Annotated in this window: 20 protein-coding genes; 9 read left to right on the forward strand and 11 right to left on the reverse strand. The window is 69.3% G+C overall.

What is annotated here, in order from left to right; all coding sequences use genetic code 11:
* The first annotated feature begins 223 nt into the window (after positions 1-223).
* Both AYX06_RS01830 and AYX06_RS01835 read left to right on the forward strand, forming a co-directional pair.
* Positions 224-802, forward strand: a complete 579-nt coding sequence (locus AYX06_RS01830) for a hypothetical protein (protein ID WP_157093444.1) — start codon at positions 224-226, stop codon at positions 800-802.
* Positions 803-1,075: 273 nt separating this feature from the next.
* Positions 1,076-1,582, forward strand: a complete 507-nt coding sequence (locus AYX06_RS01835; RefSeq protein WP_157093445.1) for a hypothetical protein — start codon at positions 1,076-1,078, stop codon at positions 1,580-1,582.
* A gap of 184 nt (positions 1,583-1,766) precedes the next feature.
* On the opposite strand, the gene AYX06_RS01840 is transcribed toward AYX06_RS01835, so the two are convergent.
* Positions 1,767-2,084, reverse strand: a complete 318-nt coding sequence (locus AYX06_RS01840; protein WP_062733902.1) for a hypothetical protein — start codon at positions 2,082-2,084, stop codon at positions 1,767-1,769.
* Positions 2,085-2,209: 125 nt separating this feature from the next.
* Positions 2,210-3,202, reverse strand: coding sequence for a hypothetical protein (locus AYX06_RS01845; RefSeq protein WP_147017831.1), 993 nt, complete (start codon positions 3,200-3,202; stop codon positions 2,210-2,212).
* A 193-nt stretch (positions 3,203-3,395) separates the two neighbouring features.
* On the opposite strand from AYX06_RS01845, the gene AYX06_RS01850 reads away from it, so the two are divergent.
* Entirely contained in the window at positions 3,396-4,469 is a 1,074-nt protein-coding gene (locus AYX06_RS01850) for a hypothetical protein (RefSeq protein ID WP_062733906.1), read from the forward strand.
* A 440-nt stretch (positions 4,470-4,909) separates the two neighbouring features.
* Here the strand turns inward: AYX06_RS01850 and AYX06_RS01855 are convergent, their stop codons facing one another.
* From AYX06_RS01855 to AYX06_RS19640, 3 genes are all read right to left on the reverse strand, one after another.
* Entirely contained in the window at positions 4,910-5,212 is a 303-nt protein-coding gene (locus AYX06_RS01855; protein ID WP_147017833.1) for a hypothetical protein, read from the reverse strand.
* A 108-nt stretch (positions 5,213-5,320) separates the two neighbouring features.
* Entirely contained in the window at positions 5,321-6,646 is a 1,326-nt protein-coding gene (locus tag AYX06_RS01860) for an ISL3 family transposase (RefSeq protein WP_147017834.1), read from the reverse strand.
* Positions 6,647-7,563: 917 nt separating this feature from the next.
* Positions 7,564-7,872 carry a hypothetical protein gene (locus AYX06_RS19640; protein WP_147017836.1) on the reverse strand — a complete coding sequence of 103 codons (309 nt, stop codon included), beginning with the start codon at positions 7,870-7,872 and terminating at the stop codon, positions 7,564-7,566.
* A gap of 931 nt (positions 7,873-8,803) precedes the next feature.
* Here AYX06_RS19640 and AYX06_RS20125 point away from each other — a divergent pair.
* Complete coding sequence (locus AYX06_RS20125; protein WP_186815684.1) at positions 8,804-8,971, forward strand: hypothetical protein; 168 nt, start codon at positions 8,804-8,806, stop codon at positions 8,969-8,971.
* 202 nt (positions 8,972-9,173) lie between these two features.
* Entirely contained in the window at positions 9,174-9,314 is a 141-nt protein-coding gene (locus AYX06_RS20130) for an alcohol dehydrogenase catalytic domain-containing protein (protein WP_186815685.1), read from the forward strand.
* A 124-nt stretch (positions 9,315-9,438) separates the two neighbouring features.
* Here AYX06_RS20130 and AYX06_RS01865 read toward each other — a convergent pair whose 3' ends face one another.
* Positions 9,439-9,813: a hypothetical protein gene (locus AYX06_RS01865; protein WP_157093446.1), complete on the reverse strand. Its 375-nt coding sequence runs from the start codon at positions 9,811-9,813 to the stop codon at positions 9,439-9,441.
* 978 nt (positions 9,814-10,791) lie between these two features.
* Between AYX06_RS01865 and AYX06_RS01870 the strand changes: the two genes are divergently transcribed.
* Positions 10,792-11,280 carry an alpha/beta hydrolase gene (locus AYX06_RS01870; RefSeq protein WP_147017837.1) on the forward strand — a complete coding sequence of 163 codons (489 nt, stop codon included), beginning with the start codon at positions 10,792-10,794 and terminating at the stop codon, positions 11,278-11,280.
* Between the two features lie 229 nt (positions 11,281-11,509).
* On the opposite strand, the gene AYX06_RS01875 is transcribed toward AYX06_RS01870, so the two are convergent.
* The 3 genes from AYX06_RS01875 to AYX06_RS01885 all read right to left on the reverse strand — a co-directional run bounded on the left by AYX06_RS01875 (position 11,510) and on the right by AYX06_RS01885 (position 13,441).
* Positions 11,510-12,244 (reverse strand): GAF and ANTAR domain-containing protein, encoded by a 735-nt coding sequence (locus AYX06_RS01875; protein ID WP_062733912.1) that lies wholly within the window; start codon positions 12,242-12,244, stop codon positions 11,510-11,512.
* Positions 12,245-12,317: 73 nt separating this feature from the next.
* Positions 12,318-12,704, reverse strand: a complete 387-nt coding sequence (locus tag AYX06_RS01880) for a hypothetical protein (RefSeq protein WP_186815686.1) — start codon at positions 12,702-12,704, stop codon at positions 12,318-12,320.
* Positions 12,704-13,441, reverse strand: a complete 738-nt coding sequence (locus AYX06_RS01885; protein WP_062733915.1) for a GAF and ANTAR domain-containing protein — start codon at positions 13,439-13,441, stop codon at positions 12,704-12,706. The genes AYX06_RS01880 and AYX06_RS01885 overlap by 1 nt, the downstream gene beginning before the upstream one ends.
* Before the next feature lie 499 nt (positions 13,442-13,940).
* Between AYX06_RS01885 and AYX06_RS01890 the strand changes: the two genes are divergently transcribed.
* Both AYX06_RS01890 and AYX06_RS01900 read left to right on the forward strand, forming a co-directional pair.
* Entirely contained in the window at positions 13,941-14,306 is a 366-nt protein-coding gene (locus AYX06_RS01890) for a hypothetical protein (RefSeq protein WP_147017839.1), read from the forward strand.
* A gap of 182 nt (positions 14,307-14,488) precedes the next feature.
* Positions 14,489-15,744 (forward strand): IS3 family transposase gene (locus AYX06_RS01900; protein WP_147018050.1). Its coding sequence is split into 2 segments (ribosomal slippage): positions 14,489-14,762 and positions 14,762-15,744, totalling 1,257 coding nucleotides; the frame shifts between segments, so codons are not numbered across the junction.
* Between the two features lie 363 nt (positions 15,745-16,107).
* Here the strand turns inward: AYX06_RS01900 and AYX06_RS01905 are convergent.
* Together AYX06_RS01905 and AYX06_RS01910 are read right to left on the reverse strand one after the other, a co-directional pair.
* The gene (locus AYX06_RS01905) at positions 16,108-16,296 is read right to left on the reverse strand and encodes a hypothetical protein (RefSeq protein WP_062733921.1); all 189 of its coding nucleotides are present in this window, start codon (positions 16,294-16,296) and stop codon (positions 16,108-16,110) included.
* Between the two features lie 208 nt (positions 16,297-16,504).
* Entirely contained in the window at positions 16,505-16,984 is a 480-nt protein-coding gene (locus AYX06_RS01910) for a GNAT family N-acetyltransferase (RefSeq protein WP_062733922.1), read from the reverse strand.
* Between the two features lie 521 nt (positions 16,985-17,505).
* Here AYX06_RS01910 and AYX06_RS01915 point away from each other — a divergent pair.
* Positions 17,506-17,979 carry a GNAT family N-acetyltransferase gene (locus AYX06_RS01915; protein ID WP_062733924.1) on the forward strand — a complete coding sequence of 158 codons (474 nt, stop codon included), beginning with the start codon at positions 17,506-17,508 and terminating at the stop codon, positions 17,977-17,979.
* Positions 17,980-18,075: the final 96 nt, after the last annotated feature.

The raw sequence follows: 18,075 nt of genomic DNA on the forward strand, positions 1-18,075 counted from the left end.
CCGCGATCACAAGACCGTTGGTTCCGGCCCGACTGTGGTGTCGGGGTAGAGGTTCCGGACGCGCGCGGTCGCTGTCAGCACATGCCCCTCCGCAATCACGACGATCGTTAACTCTTGCACATACGATGGATGTTGATGCGGGGCGGCAAGACGAAGGACCGACCAGACCTGGGGGTGGTGGGTGCACCAGCGACGGTGGGCGCAGCTGACGGTGCTGAGCGGGTTGTTCCTGATCGCCGCAGGGGCGGTGCCCGTGTGGTGGAGCCTCGGGCACCTGACCTCGTCGGCCACCTCGGAGTCTTTTGCACCCTGGCTCGGCATGCTGACGGGGGTCATGGCGGTCATTCTCGGCGTCCTGCTCATCGGCGGTGTTCTCCGCCGGGCGCCCCGGCATCTGAGCCGACGACGGTCCACCCGGATCATGCTGGTGTGGTGGCCGGTCGCCGGGGTGCTGATGCTGCTCAGCAGCTGGAATGAGCCCACCATGGCCGGTGTCCCGCTGTTCCCCTTCCTGGTGGCGTTCCCCGTGGCCGCGATGTTCGAGCAACCGCGGCAACATCAGCGGTACGTCGAGCTCATCGCCACACGTCCTCACCGAATCCAGGCCATGATCGGTGTCGGTGTGGTCGGCTCCGTGCTCTTCGGTGCCCTCGGTGTGCTTTCCGCGGTCGAGCAGAACTGGCAGTCGCTGGGGGCGTTTGTGGCCTTCTTCCTGATGAGCCTCAGCTACATGATGGGGGCGCGAGCCGACCGTCGACAGTTCTCTCCACCCGGGGCCAGTTCCAGGGGGACGGGCTCCTGAGGTCCGCCGCCGACGTGGTTTCTCGACCGTGCGAGCTCGTGTCCCCACAAGCGCACACTCCTTGACCGCCAACCGCACGGTTTAGCATGTGCACACTCGGGGTCGTCATCGGCTCCGGGGGAATGGGCGCAGAACCGTCCAAGGCAGGGGAACGGGATGGACAGACCCGACCGGGACCGCGGCAGGGGACTTCGGCTGGCCGGCGGGGCGGTGACGACGGCAGCCGGGGTGGCTGCCCTTCTGGCCATCTGGCTCCTGCCACCGGCTGATCCTGTGGAGGACCGGACCGCGGGGTGGGTGGGAGCCTTCGCGGCCCTGGCGGCGCTGCTGCACGGGGTGCTGTTGCTGGTCGGCTGGTCCAACGGCCGGCGCATGAGTCTGACGCGGGCACGGTGGCGATACGGGTACACGCCGGTGGCGCTCCTCCTGGCTGCGGGAACCCTGTGGATCGCCACGCTGCTCTCCGACCCTCGGCTGATGATCGGTCTGTCGGCCTTGTTCGTGGGCAATGCCTTCTTCATGCTCTTCGCCCCCGACAGCGATCCCCAGTGGGCCACGAAGGTCACCCCGGTCCAGCAGCGGCGGTGGCGGCGGATCCTCGGTGTCCTGGTCGTCGTGACCGTGGTGTGCGCGGGGTCCGCGGTGTGGGCGTTGGGTGCCGAAGCCTTCGGTGCGGCGGTCGTGGTGACCTTGGTCGGTGTCATGGCGTTGCTGTTCGGCGCGCTCATCGCGGTGCAACTGTTCCGGTTGCGCCGGGTCAGGAGAACAGCTCACCGGTGAGGCGCAGCCGTCTGCCCTCAGGCGCCGGATCGGAGTGACGAGGCCTCGTGGCTGCCGACAGGGCTCCGAGGAGCGGCGGCTTCGTGGAGGCCGAGCACCCCTGAAGCCTTGGCCGGTTGCCGCGCATGCATCGGCGCAGTCGGGTTCGGGTCATGGCGTGACGATGCCCAGCAGGATCGCCGTCTCACCACTGCCCGGGTGGGATGAGCAGACCCATCCGGATCGCCGCGATACCGATGAGGATGAAGCCGATGCCGGCGATCAGCGCGCCTGAGGGCCTCGACTGATTCGCGACGAGCTCGCCGAACCGCCCGAACATCGCCCGCTGCGCCTCGGCAGTGCCCGAAGCCAGCGACTTGCGGAACGTCACGATGAGGACGCCGATGATGATGGCCACGGGGCCGATGATGACCGGTGGCCAGAACATCTCCATGTGCCTGCTGCCTTCCCACCTGTCCTGTGGCAGGTACGACGTCGAGGAGGGGATTGACACCTCGTTCATGCCTTCCTGGTGCAGGGCTGATCCGACAGACACACTTGTGCTTCGGCGAACCACACACGGGGCGGTGCTGACCGTCGAGAAGACGATAGGAGGTGCCTACGTCGCGCGGCTCGTGACAGCAGGGGTTACTCGCTGACCTCCTCGATCCGGGCGGGCCAGGTGTGTGCATGGCCGGGGACGGCGACGATGATGGTGTGCCGAACGTGGTGTCCGGCGAGCAGGTCGTGCAGCTCGGCCGCGGTCGTCAGGGTGGACTCGGGCAGAGGGCCGTTGGAGAGCTTGCCGAACTCGTCTCGGGTCTCCGCCCAGAAGCTCAAGCGGCCGTCCTCGCCTCCGTAGCCGATGTCCAGGGTGCGGATTCCTTCGGCCCTGCCCAACCGTGCGCCGGCGACGATGTCGGCGGCCGTGACCCTGCCCTTGCCCGTCGGGGCCTCGGCCAGCACGGTGGTGTTGCCCTGCCGGCCGATGAGCTGCACCTCATCGTGCATCGCTCGGCGGGCGTCGAGGAAGTCCTGGACCGAGGCTTCCGAGGCCAGATCCACGTCCCTGTAGCCGATCAGGGTGGCGCTGCTGTTGCCCACGGGGGAGGACGTCTCCAGGCGGTCCGTGGCGTCCCGGGTCGCGTCCGTCCACTGGCGGGCCAGCGGCAGGACCGACAGGGGACCTCCGGTCGTCTCGAGGCGGTCGGGCCCGGAGAAGACCACGACCTCCCACGTGGCCGGGTCGACCGGGAACGTCACCTCGTCGGGGCCTTCCTCGGGACCCACGCGGTGGCCCTCATGAATCGGCCAGTCGTGCTCGGCGATGAGGCGGTGCGCCTTCGGCAGCAGCTGCATCAGCCGGTCCTGATCCGTGCTGTCGTCCAGGCGCAGGTCCAGGGTCCCGGAGCGAGGCGGCCAGGCCCCGTGCAGGGACCGGTTGATCCAGTACGGTGTCTCCACCGTCAGCACCGCCCGGTCGACCCCGTCGAGCCGCCCCAGTTGCCGCTCCACGATCTGAAGATGCTGCCACCAGGCATCGAAGGGGGTGCGCACGCTCATCTGCGCGGACAGGAACGTGGCCGCGCCCACGGCAAGAACGAGGCACATCCCCACCAGGGTGAGAACGGTGTGCCTCACAGCACGGTGGCGCGCGGAAGCGTCGAACAGGGGTGGCACCTGCTCACCATAGGACGCACCCGGGCGTTGTGACCGTCATGGGCGCCGTGCCCGGACCCGCTGACGCTCGCATCGTGGCAGGCCGAGATCGGCATTGGTGTTCCCCACTTGTGGCCCGCGCGCTCGAGCGGTACCGGCCGGTAGCGTCAGCGCCATGGACCAGCCCGCCCAGCAGACCGCTGATGTGCCCGTACCCTCCGCCGGCCGGGTCGTTGCAGGCGCGCTGCCCGGGGCTGTGGTGGCGGTGCTCGGCATTCCGCTGCTGGCCTGGTGGCTGATGGACGACGCCGGTGACGCGCGGGTCCGCTGGTGGCCGGTGCCGGTCATCGCGCTGGTCGGCCTGATCGCTCTGCTCGGCCACTACGCCAGGGCCACGCCGCCTGAGGGCAGGACCCGTACCGAGCGCAAGCACATGGAACGGGCGCTGTCCGCGATCCCCCGGAAGGGCCCTGTCCCGGACGATCCGCTGGTGCGCCGCGCTGTGGTCGTCTCCGCCTGCAACAACATCGCAGCTCTCGTGTTCTGGGGTGCAGTCCTTCTCGGCATGGCCCTCGGCGCCGGGGTCCGGCCCGGGTACTCCTGGTTCGCGGCCAGTGGCGGAGCGGTGGGACTCGCGGCGGCCGCCGCCGTGCAGCTGCGTCGTCACTGGGCCAATTACCAGGCCCTGCATCCCCACGCCCATGCCCTCGCTGTAGATGGTGGCGTCCGACAGGTCGACGCCGTCCCGGTGCCTACCGTGGGCCGGGTCCTCGCGCACTCGGTGCCGGCCGTGCTCCTGCTGGCGGCCGGTGTTCCGCTGGTGGTGCAGTGGACTCTGGAGGGGCACGGCGATGCGCTCGGGAACTGGAGTCATCTCCCGCTGATCTTGCTGATCACGGTGGCGAGTGTCCTGCACGCCCTCGTGCGTGCCCCCAGGCCGCGGCTCGGGGTGGACGTCGATCGGGGCGCGATGCAGCGGTGGCTGCTGTTCGCCGCCGTCTCCCGCCGGCTCCCGGAGAATCCGCGCGCCCGGATCACCGCCGGCGCTTTCGCGTGCCAGCAGCTGGAGGCGGCGGCCCTGATGCTGGCGGGCGTGGCCGGCCTGATCATTACGGCGATCATCCGCTCGAGCCCCTGGTGGGCGATCGTCGGAGCCCTCATCGTGCTGATCTGGACGCTCCAGGTGATCCGGGCCCGCCGCGGCTGGATCTACCTGCAGCTGTTGCACACCGCGGACGACACCTGGTGACGATCGGCAGCTCCACCTTCAGCACACTCACTGATCTGCTTCTCGCTCAACTGCCGGTCGGACTTTCGGAGGCCCAGCCTGTCCGGAGTCGTGAGCCCCGTGATGACTTCAGCATCATCTGGGCAGCGAGCCCGCCAGCGTTGTACAGGCGGACGAGGCGGTTGCACTTGGCGTTCCTGTTCGGTGGCCTCGACCCTACTCGCGGGACACCCCGATCAGAGAGGCCGGCACGCACGCCCTGGTCGCCACCGTGGAGGCCGCCCGCTCAGGCCACCGCACCACCGACACCCCACCCACCGGGATGGTGTGCAGAAGACCGTCCCTGCTCGAGCAGCAGCCCCCGGCGGCGCCCCGGGCGGCAGGGCAGCCCGGGACCGAGCAGACCCTGGCAGCGCGGCGGACGGGATCGGCAGCAGGACCGCGGGCAGGGGAGTGGCGTCCTATGGGCGCACGGGGCGTTCGGAGAGGTGAGCGGTGAGCCTCCGGCCTTGGGCGATGGCCCCCAGCTTGGTCTCTCCGGTGGCGCGGTACCCGAGCGCTTCCCGGGAGGGGGCAGCGACGTCGAGATTCGTCTCCACGATGCTCAGCCGCAGCGTGGTGATCGCTCGCGCCGCCGCGATGGTGGCGTGCAGGTGTTCGTGGAGGTCCCGGGCGCAGCCGTGTCCATGGTCGGCGGCCCTGACCTGGAGCACGCCGATGGAGGCGTGCGCTCCGCTGGGCCAGCGCAGTGCCGGGTCGGCCACGGCGACCAACCGCTGTCCTTGGAAGAGCCCGCAGGCCCGTTTCCGGATTCCGGCCGACCCGGCCGGGTGCAGTCGGGGGCGGTGCGGGTTGCGACGATTAGGGGCCCTTCACAAATGAGCATGGGTAGGTGTCTTTCTCCACGGCCGGTGTCCGCCGGCGGCGAGCAGGGCGCGTAGACGGTAGTTCTCGAAGTTACGGAACCCGCGGGCGACCCTGCGCATCGTCTCGATCACCCCGTTCACGGCCTCGGTGGGCCCGTTCGAGGCCCCGGAGGTGTCGAAGTAGGCCAGGATCGCAGCCTTCCACCGCCGCAGAGTGCGGCCGAGCCGGGCGACCTCCGGAATCGGGCAGGTGGGGAACGCATCGAGGACCTCGGCGACGAGCCGGCGCCCGTGCTCGGGGCGGGCGTGGTAGACGGCGCGCAGCTTCTGGTAGCAGTGCCAGGCCAGGGTCACCTCATGGTGCGGGTCCCCAGCCACCAGCTTCGCGTTGAGCCGGGTGATCTGCTTGGCGGTGAGGTGCTCGGCGCCGATCTGCAAGGTACGGCGGATCCCGTAGAGCGGGTCCCCGGCCCGGCCTCGGTGGCCCAGGGTGTCCTGCTGCACGCGGCGACGCACCTCGTCCACGACCTGCCCACCGAGCTTCACCACGTGGAAGGCGTCCAGGACGGTGATCGCCTCCGGGAGCTCGTCGCGGATCGCGTTGGCGTAGCCGTGGAACGGGTCCAGCGTCGCCGTGCGGATCCCGCTCGTGAACCCCGGCCCCTGGGTAGCAAGCCAGTCGCCGTAGGCCGCCCCCGTGCGCCCGGGCACCAGATCCAGCAACCTCGCCCGGGGCCGGCCGTCCTCACCGCGGGAGTGATCCACGATGCCGGTGACCAGCCCGGTGCCGGGCGGACCCACATGGCGCCAGACGTGCTCGTCGACGCCCAAGGCGTTGACCCCGGACAGCCGGTCCTCGGCTGTCAGCTGGGTCTCGATGACGGGGACGATCGCGTGCCAGACGGTGTTCCAGGCGACCCCGAGCATCTCGGCCAGGGCCGAGACTGCGATGTCGTGGGAGCGCAGCTGCGTCACCGCCCAGGCGATCGCGCGGGTGGTGAGCTTGGCCCGTGGCGCGGCGAGTTCGTGGACCTCGCTGAACGTCGAGATCTCGCAGGCATCCTCCCGGCACCGGAGGATCCGCTTGCGCCACAGCACCCGCACGGGCACTCCGGCACACGGCAGATCGTGGAGCAGGACCTCCCGCCGGCCGTGACCGGTGGCGAGCACCCCGCATCCTGGGCAGCCCGCCAGCGATGAGGCGGTTTCCGCCACCACGGTGAACGAGCGTGGCCCGCGTTCCACCGTCAGGACGTGGACGTCGGTCAGGTCGAAGAGCGCGCACGCGGGTGCGCAGATAGCATGAGACACGTCGAGGCCTTCATGGATCAGGTTGCTTGGTCGCTACCCATCCTGGAGGCCTCGACCTCTACCCAGGCCTCACAACACGCGCTCCGGAACGTCCCCACGCACCCCTCTACCCATGCTCATTTGTGAAGGGCCGGTTTACCGGTCGTTCTCGACCAAATAATCATCGGGCAACCGTACGTCGAACTGATCAGGGAGCTGCCACGGCTTTCTCTCATCCCGTTCATGGAGGGCAAGAGGGCTTTTTCGGCCATACGTCACATGCAAAGGGCCGGATACGACGGAAACATGCTTCGCATATGGACGGTTGGCGGCGGACCTCGTGACATCGACGGGTTCGGTTTCTGCTCGTCGTCTCGGAACCGGCGGTGAGTCATCGGAGCAGGAAAGATAACGGGGTCTGCCAGTACATGACCGGGGCGGATATGGCGGCGACCAGGACAATGTGTGCGCGGACCGCGTTTGCTCCTGCCTTCGCCGGACGGTGCCAGGAAACCGCTCACAAATGAAAAACGCCGGACCACACCGACCGTCTATTGGACAGTCCCAGAAGGTTACGTCAGGGCGCTTCATCGCCGGGCCAGGAGAACATCCGCCAGCAGGGCGCGGGACTGGCACAGAATTAGCGGACGCAAGCAGTCGTGATTTCTCCAAGAGGGCCTGCTGATGCGTCGTTCCCAATGGTGCAAGCATTGTGACGACTTATCCGCCAGTACCGGGAAACAGTCGTAGTCTCAGAACAATGAGGGGGGAACGCGAGGATGCAGAGACCACGGGGGGAGCAGGTCTCGCTGTAGGGCTGGTGCTCTTCGGAACCGTACTGGTGGGGCTGCTCACATGGATCATCTGGAGGGGGTCCGGCAACTTGGTGCTGGCGTTCGTCGTCGCAGTGGTGCCGGTTGCGGTGAGCCTGGCGTGGCTGTGGTCACGAATGCGCTGAATCATCCGCCGGGCGGCAGTCCTACCAGGGCGCACGGCAGAGCGCCGGCCGTGACCAGGGTGGTCCCGGCCGGCCATCCCGGCTGGAGAGCAGTGCTCAGCGGAACGACGTCGAACATCGTCCGGCAGTGCTTGCGGGTCATGCCGCTCTCGAGGTCGACGATCATCAGGTCGTCGCCTTCTTCTGGTCCGTGGTCATTTTCTGGGGGTTCGGCCGCCGGGCCTCCGGCGAGCGCGTGGCAGCGGTGATCAACGTCGGTGCGGTCATGATGGGCGATGTGAAGGCGCGGGTTCAGCGTCGACCTCGGCATCCGGCGATGCAACACATGAGCAGGGCAATGCGTGCACTGCCGGAAAGCGCTGGACTCCCGTCGACAGTTGTGACGTGGCATGGCAGCAGGGGTTCCTCTCCGGTGCGTCGTGGTGCCCCGCCGGACTGGCCCGCAGCGTCGTGGGTGTGACGAGAGACCATGGCGCAGAACCCGACGGCGACCAGCCTCCTTCATCCGGGGAGTCGTCCTGGGCATGTTCGTCCGGCCGGACTCTCCGTGGTCGAGCTTTCTCGGCGCCCCGACAGGCATGGCCCTGGTGCCAGCATCTCGGCTCCGCCGAAGCCTGACCTACCTGAAGGTCCTGCACGCTCAGGCGCGAACCGACGATCAGCCGTCTCCGCGTCACTGGTCGAGGAAGCCGCGCCGTACGAGGAGCCTCGCCAGGACTGCTGCAGTCCCGATGATCGGCAAGGTTCGCGGTATTGCCTGAGGGGTTCCGGTACGCGCGCACTCGTGGTCGGCCCGATCGACGGACCGGACGCCGGTGGGTGTCACCCCCATCCCTGACTTCCTGGTCCTCAGGAACGAGGGGCGGCCACGACGAAGGAGATTGTCGGGCGATCATGCCCGTCGTCCTGTCGACGACGGCGGTCCGGTGCCGTCGGGTGCACGTTCTTTCTGACAGGACATGACCTGACTCGGAGTCTTGAATTCGGAAATCCCTTGACAGGGGGTCAAGCTCCCGCGGACACTTTTCCCATGCCGTTGTGTTGCACGATACGCACAGCGTTGCACTATTTGCAGATGTTCTGTTCCGGTTTCGTATCCCCAGCCGATGTCACGCCACGTCCGATGGCCGACCGTTCCCCACGTACCGCTCGGTCGCGGGTTTTCCCGCTTTCCGCAGCGCGGGGGGCGACGTCGGTCCCTGCCAGAACGACACAAAGATCACAACGCCAGGAGATCCACTATGACTCGTGTACGCCGCCTTCTGACGGGCATCCTCAACGACTGGTCCATCTCGAGGCCTGCTTCGGCCCACGACAGTGCTGTCACCGTCACCCCTCAGCCTTACGGCGCCTCGGGGCGACTCACCGCCGGCCCCTGGGAGGGTCTCCAGCTGGACGTCACCGACTGACAGTTCCGCGACGTCCTCGCCGCGTCGCCCTTCCGTAGCCCAACCACACCGGGGTGCGTCCCCGGGTGGACCCGACGTCCGTCCGGAACGGCAGCCACCGTGTGCACGGGGTCGAAGCGGTCGCCGTCAGGGCGAAGAACGCCGCCGTCATCGTCGAAACCATCCTGGTGCCCGGCCCGGGGCCGGGGAGGCGCTGCTGAACGTGCTCGTCTGCGGGGCGTGCCAGACCGGCCGCCGCCGGGTGGTGGACGGCGTCCGGCACGCCTTCCCGATCCTGCTGGGCCACGAGGCCTTCGGAATCGTCGCCGCGGTCGGGGCGGTGGTGGCCGTGGGGAACGAGTGATCCCTGGTGGGGGAACGGACGGCAGGGAAACCCGGTCGTCCCCGGAGGCCCGGTGAACCCCCTGCGCGGGAAGGGCGGCACTCGTGCCGTGATGCACACTCGGTTCCTCGCCGGAGTGGCGCGCTCAGGAATCGCCCTGACGCTGGGCGAGCCGTCGGCGCATCATCACGACGAGCGCCCCGAACAGGACCAGGAAGGACGCTGCGAGGGCGTTGCCGGCCAGGCCCAGGGCGATGGCGGAGCCGATGGCGACGACGCCGACGGTCGAAAGGCAGGCGATGCCGCGCCACCAGGTCCGTCGCTGGGCCTGGCTGAACGGGACGGCCTCTTCCTTCTCGCTGCCCTCCGGCACGAAGAGCTGCAGAAGGAAGCTGATCCCGAGCAGGGACGGGCCCCCCGTCGACAACGACGGCTGTGACGCGTTGAGTCCGGCCACCAGGAGGCCGGCGCCCCACTCGGTGGTGCGGACGGCGCTCCTCGGTGGACCTGTTGAGGACACCAGCATCTCCATCAAGGAATCAGACGTGGCGAGCTCCCGGTGCGCAGCACGACATGGGCACGCGAAGAGGAAAGCGATGGCCAGGGCCAGGGCCAGGGCCAGGAGGATCTTCCGGTGGTCGCACCCGGACCACCCGGTTCGCCAGTGTTCGGGAAGGCTCTGGACATTGCGACAGTCCTGCTCAGATCCGGCGGGTTCTTCGGGCAGGGTGGGGTAGGAGTTGCCGGTCGCGTCCGTCGTAGCGCAGAAGGGTCGTACCCCATGATCGAGACCAGACAGGAGCCGCCGCAGAATCCGAGTTGGTGGTGGAGGATGGGACACCTTCTGGATCGTGTGCTGGACGTGGTCAGTGTCGTTCCTCTGCTGGGCTGGCTGATCAGAGTTCTCGGCAGATGAGGCCGGGATGACGACATGGCACAGAAGGTGGCGGGGAGTTCGCCGTGACGGTGTGGTGGCCAGGGGCGGTCCTGCGGGTTCCAGCGTCATGGGCCTGAGAGCCCTCGGAACACCCCATGGCGTCGACACCACCCGTGGGACAAGCCCGTCGTCGTCGGGTGTCCTTCGGCTGTCGGAGTTGCGACGTGCGGTGGGGGTTGCTGTCCGGCACACCGAGTGACGGTCCTGGAAAGACTGGACCCGGTCCCATACGCGGCACCCGGCGCGCCCGCTAGAGTCGTGGACATCGCGGCGCCGTGGTGGCCTCCTGACCGGCATCAGAGGCGGAGTGGGTCGGAGCCGTGTCCTGCCGCGCAGATGTGGAGGAAACCCATGGAGCATCGTGGAAGTCGTGCTGCGCTGTCGGCGCACCCTGATGGTGGACGTGCAGCCGCCCCGTCGACACCCGGGACGCATCCCCTCGCAGTGGAGTCCCGGGGGGACACCATGCTGTGTGTGCCGCACCGGCCGGAGACGGCGCGGCCGGTGCCTCTGCTGGTGGCGCTGCACGGAGCCGGTGGACTCCCGAAGGGCAGCCTGGCCGTGCTGCAGACGATCGCCGACCAGTACGGGACCGCCGTCCTCGTCCCCGTCTCGCGGAGTTCGACCTGGGACGGGATCCGCAACGACTACGGTCCCGACGTCGATGTCATCGATCATTCACTGCACCGCGCGTTCGACACCGTGGCAGTGGATCCCGAGCGGATCGGTGTCGTGGGGTTCTCGGACGGCGCTTCCTACGCACTGGGCCTGGGCTTGGCCAATGGTGACCTGTTCGGCCACCTCATCGCTTTCTCTCCGGGCTTCATACCTCCTGCTCCCCGCCGGGGACGCCCTCGCATCCTGGTCTCCCACGGGGTGACAGATCCAGTCCTGCCCATCGACCGCACCAGCAGACGCATCGTGCCGACTCTGCAGCACACCGGTTACGACGTCACCTACCTCGAATTCGACGGCGCCCACACCGTTCCGCTGGACATCGCACTCAGGGCCGCGGAATGGCTCGGCTGGAACGACCCACCCACCGGGTAGGGGACGGGCCGGACCGTCCACCTGGCGAGGTCGCTTCAGGACGGACGGTTGCCGGCTGCGGTAGGGGCAGGGGGCCGGCGGACCTCCAGGGATTCCCGGATCGGCAACGCGCTGCGGCTGATCGAGATCGGGGAGGCGGTCACCCAGGTCGCCCGGGGCCGGGGGCCTGTCCTTCATCCACCATGCCTGGGCACCGGAGCGCCGTCACCGCGTGCGCTCCTCGCTCCGGTCAGGCATCGAAGTGAGTGCTGGCCGGGCCCTTCCCCACGGTGGCGACCAGATGGGCGGCCAGGTCGCGCAGTTTGACGTTGCGGTGGTTGGAGGCGGCCCGCAGGATGTCGACGGCTTTGTCCTGGGAGCAGCGGTTCTGGCCCATGATGATGCCCACGGCCAGGTCGATGGTGGTCCGGGACGCCATGGCCGTTTTCAGGTCCGTCTCGGTGTCCCGGTGGCGGGCCATGCGCACGGCCAGGCGCAGGGTGGTGGAGGCCGCGGCCACCTGTCCCTGGATCACCTCGAGGATGGCCTCGTCGAAGGCCTCCGGGTGATCGGCGTAGACGTCCAGACCCGCGGCGGCCTCCCCGGCCAGCTCGAAGGGCACGCCCAGGGCCGAGAGGATCCCGGCTTCGGCGGCGGCGGCTCCGTAGGCGGGCCACCGCGGGTCGGTGCGGGTGTCGGCCACGTGGACCAACCGGTGCTCCCGGGCGGCGGTCAGGCACGGTCCGTCACCGTAGTGGTACTGGATCTCGTCCAGCGCCTCGGCCTGCGGACTGGACGAGGACACGGTGGTGGATCGCTTCGGGCGCAGCAGGGTCACCGCGCACCACACCTGCTCCCCGCCGGTGGACAGGGCCTCGGCGATGCCGGCGGTCAAGGCGTCGAGGAAGCCGGTGATGTCCTCGCTCTCGAGCAGCAGCTCCTGCAGGGGTGCCAGGGGCGCGCTGCCCGTCGGGTGATCGGTCATGGTCTGCCTTTCTTCCGGGGTCGGTGCGACGCCGTGTCTGCCCGGTCCGTGCCCGGTGGACACCGCCCAGCGCCTAGATCCGGGGGTCATTGCGGTGCTTCGCGTTGCGGTCCTTCGCGTTGCGGTCCTGGAGGGGAGCGTTCCCGTCCTCGGCGGCGGATCTCCCGGTGGAGACGGTGGGGCCGCCGGTCAAATCCGCGGCGTAGGGCGCCTTGGGCGGAGCCAGGTCGATGAGGATCTCGTTGGCGGCCTGGGCGAGCATGTCCCGCTGCAGCCGAGGCAGGGCCAGGGAGTGGTGCAGGTAGGCGTCGAGCTCGAACTCGGACACGTCCCCGCCGATGCTGAAGTAGTACAGCCACAGCTCGGGCCGGTCGATACCGGCGGCGAGCATCGTGACCCGCAGGCGGCGGGCCTGCTCGTGGACGAGTGCCTCGTCGTCGGCACCCCTCGGCGTGGCCATCAGTGCTCCTCCTCCTGATAGTCCTCGCGGTCCGTGGCGGTTTCGATCAGCTCGGCGGCGACCTCGGCCACCCGCCGGCCCTGGGCGCGTGCGGTCTCCAGCAGCGCGGTCCGGGCCGCCTCGGGGGCCAGGTGCTCCTGGGCCATGAGCACACCGGTGGCCAGACCGACGGTCTCCCGGGTGGCCAGGGCCGTCTTCAGCGCCTCGTTCAGCCGCGTGGGCGTCTCCACCGGTTGGGCGGCCCCGAGCAGGGTGGCCGCCGCCTCGGCGAACAGCCCCAGCAGGCGTTCCTCGTCCGGCCCGAAAGCTCCAGGGGTGGTGGCGTAGACCTTCAAGGCACCCAGGGCCCGGCCCCGGTGGACCAGGGGAGTGCTCAGCACCGAGCGGATCCCGGAGGCGGCCGCGGCGGCCTCCCACCCCGCCCACCGGGTCTCGGTGGTGGTGTCCTCGATGCGCTGGGGCTCCTGCGTGGCCCAGGCAGTCAGGCACGGGCCCGTTCCCAGCTCGTACTGGGCGGCGTCGGCGGCCTCCACCACCGGGTCGGTGGCCGCGGTGGAGACCCGGGTTCCGGCCGTATCCAGCAGGGACACCCCGGCCCCGGCCGCGGCCGGGATCATCTGCTGGGCCGCGCGGGCCAGCCGGGACACCGCGGCGGTGGCGTCGTCCTGGCTCAGGAGCATGCCGTGCAGCTGGGCGAAGACGGTGGCCAGCTCACCGGGAGAAGGATCAGGGGGCATGGGAGAAGCCGTTCGGAAAGAGTGGCCGGGCTGGCGCGATGGCCGCTGCCGACTCCGTCAGCGTAGAAAGCGCCTCAGTCTCACTGACCCCCTCTTTATGATCAGTCTACTGTTCCTGTCGCGGTGCCGGTGGTGCGAAGTCCGGAGAACGCGGTCCCGCATGACCCGGGGGTCCGTGTCCGGGCCGTTCCGGGGCCCGGCGCCCACGAGACATCGACGGTCCAGCCGTGCACTCGGCGCAGGGCCGGTTGCCGACGAGCCGGACATCGACCAGGCCCTCGGGTGGACGGCACGGCCGTCGCCGAAACCGGGTGGGGCCGTCAGGGTGCCTCCACCGCGTCGCCTTCGGCCTGTTGTCAGCCTCCTGCACCAGGCCGAGGCCGCACGGCGGGCTCCCTGAGGGAGGGTGAGTCGCTGGTCAGCACAGGGTAAGTGTGCTTATGGTAGGGGGACGGTTGAGAAGTGGCCGGACGTCTTCTGTTCGGAAGCAGGTGCTGCCATGGGACCGAAAATCGCTGTTGTCGTGCAGGTCGACCTGGACGGACGGCAGGTGCGCATCGTGGTCACCGGTGCGGTGACCGAGATCAATCAGCAGGGTCTGTGCCCGGTGATCGGCCGAGCCCGCCGGCTGGTGCCGGGCATCCGGGTGGTCGTGGATCTGCGCCCGGCCGAGTCCGTGGAGCCGGCCGCGGTGGATCTGCTGCGCTGGTCGGCCGAGCACGAGAACGCGGCCGCGGGGGCGCAGAAGGTCGAGTTCCTGCTGGCCGACCGCGGCGCCGCACCGGCGACCACAATCCCCGGAACCACGAGGCCGGTTGGCCTTCCCGTGGCGCACGAGGCACGCAGGGCTGAGGTCACGGCATGAGCGCGGTGGTTGCCGGGCGGCACGGTGTTGCCCCGGCGGTGCCGGCTCATGGATGAGACGCGCTCCCCGGCGGAGGCGCTATCGGGCGACGCGCTGACCCCCGGCCGCATGGTGGAGGTGTGGGCCGACGGAGTGAACCGTCACGGGTTTGATGCCGCTTCCTTTCGATGAAGGATGAGGACATGCCCAAGAAGTACGACGCCGAGTTCAAGGCCCGAGCGGTGCGCATGGTGCGCGAGCACCAGCAGGACTATCCGTCGCTGACGGTGGCCTGTCAGCAGATCGGTCAGCAGCTGGATCTGGGGCGGGAGACGCTGCGCAACTGGGTCCGTCAGGCCGAGATCGACTCCGGGGACCGGGATGGAGTCACCACGGCCGAGGCCGAAGAGATCAAGCGGCTCAAGGCCGAGAACAAACGGTTGCGCGAGGCCAACGAGATCCTGCGCAAGGCCTCGATTTTCTTCGCGGGGGAGCTCGACCCCCGCAATCGTTGATCGCCGGGTTCATCGACCAGATGAGGTCCGAAGGCTACGCGGTCGAGTCGATCTGCGCGGCCCTGCGCGAGCAGGGCGTGCCGATCGCCGCGAGAACCTACCGCTCCTGGAAGCAACCCGGTCGGCAGCCTGCCGCGCGCACGGTCAGCGACGCGATCGTCATGGATGTGCTGCTGGCCACCGTGGGCACCCCGGAGGGCCTCTACGGCCGGCGGAAGATGACCGCCTACCTGCGCCGGTGTGGGCTGGCGGTGGCCCACTGCACGGTGGATCGACTGATGCGCTCCCTCGGGCTGGCCGGGGTGGTCCGAGGCCGGCGGGTGCGCACCACGATCCCGGCCAAGGATGGGACGCGGGCGTCGGATCTGCTCAACCGCAACTTCACCGCCGCGGCCCCGAACACCGTGTGGGTCGCCGACTTCACCTACGTGCGCACCTGGGCCGGATTCGTCTACGTCGCCTTCATCGTCGATGTCTTCGCCCAGCGCATCGTGTCCTGGAACGCCGCCACCACCCGCACGACGGATCTGGTGCTCACCTGCCTGCGAATGGGCCGGTGGGACCGCACCCGTCAGGGCCTGGTGCTGCCGGAGGGGCTGATCCATCACCACGACGCCGGGTCCCAGTACACGGCGCTGCGCTTCACCGAGCATCTGGCCCTGGAGGGGATGGCCCCGTCGATCGGTTCGGTCGGGGACGCCTACGACAACTGCCTCATGGAGTCGATCATCGGCCTCTACAAGACCGAGTGCATCCGCCCGGGCCCGTTCGTGAAGGCACCACTGAAAACTGTCAGCGACGTCGAGTACTCCACGCTGGCCTGGGTGGACTGGTACAACACCCGCAGGCTGCACTCCAGCCTCGGCAACGTCCCGCCTGCCGAGTTCGAGGCCGCCCACTACGATCAGATCACTGCGCCCCAGCCGGCGGCGCAGCCCGTATAAAGACGGCAGAGAAGCCGTGACGGTTCAGAGTGTTCTCCTACCGCGCCCGGGTGGAGGAACACATCGGGCACCTGGCGGTGGCGTGGGTGCGCGAAACCGGGCTGGGACACCGCCGGCTCGTCCTCGCCCAGCAGTGCCGGCCTCCCACCTTGGAAGCACCGGCACCGGCCGACCGGCCCCAACAACCTCCTCACCGCCGGACGCGGTGATCGGAGGGTGTCGGTGGCGCTCGCGGGTGCCAGTGGTAGGCGGTGGAGACCTTGACCAGGCCGGCGCGTTCCAGCACGGGTCGGCAGTTCTCGTTGACGTGGCTGTGGTCGAGGTGCTTGTCCGTGCGCAGTCCGGAGCGGGGTCGGGCGGTGGTCAGCGCCCGGCAAAAGCCGTGCCCCGCCAGGGGGCCAGGGTCGGCGCGTCGGCGCCGTCGAGGTGCGGGTGGGTGACGTACCCGCATCCACCGGGCAGGGTGACCAGCCGCAGCGGTCCCAGCCGTTCCACGGCCAGGGCACTGGGGGTCTCGGCATCGGTGCGCAGCTTGCGGGATATGTTGGGCACAGGTGCCCAGGCTCGTGGCTGTGTCCTCCGGGGCCGGAACGGCGGGGGGCATGTCCGGGAGTTCTCCGCCCCGTTGGGGTTCCGGCAGAGGTGCGTTGCCCAGCGTCCCCCAGGCATCCCTCAGCTCACTCGGGCGCCGTCCGACCGCAGGGGTTCGTCGTCCGCTCCCTGGCCGGAGGACGGTCGAAGGCGCCCAACCGGCCGTGGCTCATTCCGCACGGGGTGGTCGGAGGGGGCGATGCATCACGAAGTTGCGCAGCTCGACGCCCAGCCTGACCGGGTGCTGCTCGGCCAGGACCGTGAATCCGTGGGCTTCGAAGAACGGCCGTGCGGTCAGGCTCGCGTGCGCGGTGAGCTCGGGTGCCCCGTGCGATGCGGCGGTACGAGCCGCCCACTCCAGCAGGGCCGTGGCCACCCCGCGGCGTGCGTAGGCCGGGTCGGTGAACATCATGTCGATGTAGCCGCGCGCGTCGACGTCGGTGAATCCCAGGACGTGCTCCCCGTCGCAGGCCACCTGTGTCGTGGCGGCGTCTCGGGCGGCATGCCACTGGCCGACGTCGATGTCCTCGTCCGCCCAGGCGGCGATCTGCTCCGGGGTGTAGTCGCGGCTGGCGGTCAGCCTGATGGCCCGCAGGAAGACCTTGAGGGTCGCCTGAGCATCCGATGGCCGATACGGTCGCAGCTCCATGTGCCGAGGCTACGAGGGCGAGCCCGTCTGCCGCTACAGGACGGCCGACTCTGCCCGGGGGGCTGCCCGGCCTGATGGTGCGGCGGTGAGCCGAGGCGCCGACGTCCCGCCTCGAGCGTGTCGATCGAGGTCTGTGGAGGCGGCCGCGGCATCACACGCTGGGTCACACGGTCGGGGTCGAACCTGAGGCAGTCACCGCAGGAGCGGCGGCACTGCCCGAAAGGAACTGTCATGTCCGATCAGTCCAGCGCAGCGGACCGCAACATCACCGAGCGGCCATCACCCGGGACGGCCCTCGACGGGCTCGTTGCGGGGGCGCAACCCCGGACCTTCCTACCAGCGCCGCGACGCCCCGCCAGGGGTCACGGCACGAGCGCCGCCCGGTCACGTCGGGGTGGCGTGCGACAGCGGTGGACCGCTCACTCCTGACGGCATCGCGTCGAACGGGTGACGATCAGCAGCACGGTGACCGGACCACAGATTCCCCGTCCACCCGACACCGACCCCGTTCAGGAGACAGCATGCTGCACGAAGCCCCCGTGGTCATCGAACGAGCCTCCCACGCCGATGCGGAGGAGATCGCCGCGATCCACCTCGACTCCCGCCGGAAGGCGCTGCCCTACCTGCCAGTCGTGCACAGCGAGGACGAGACGCGCCAGTGGATCGCCGACGTCGTCCTGGGAACCCAGGAGGTGTGGGTGGCACGCCTGGACACCCGGATCGTTGCTTTTCTGGCGCTGAGCGAGGACATGCTCGAACAGCTCTACGTGGATCCGGCCCACGTCGGTCGAGGCATCGGCTCGCGGCTGGTCCGCTTGGCGCAGGCGCGACGCCCGGACGGACTCGAGCTCTACACCTTCGTGCGCAACACCCGGGCGCGGGCGTTCTACGAGCTCCACGGGTTCTCGGTGGTGAGCACCGGAGACGGGTCCGACAACGAGGAAGGAGAGCCCGACGCCCTCTACCGCTGGTGCGCCGACTCGACGTCGGGGTAGCGGACGACGGCAGTGCACCAGCTCTTCTCCCCGGCGAGCGGCGGTCTTGCGCGTGGCCGTCACGTGCCGCGCACCACCACACCCTCCGTGCATGGC

Origin of the sequence: Kocuria turfanensis, assembly GCF_001580365.1 — a bacterium.
Lineage (GTDB): Bacteria > Actinomycetota > Actinomycetes > Actinomycetales > Micrococcaceae > Kocuria > Kocuria turfanensis.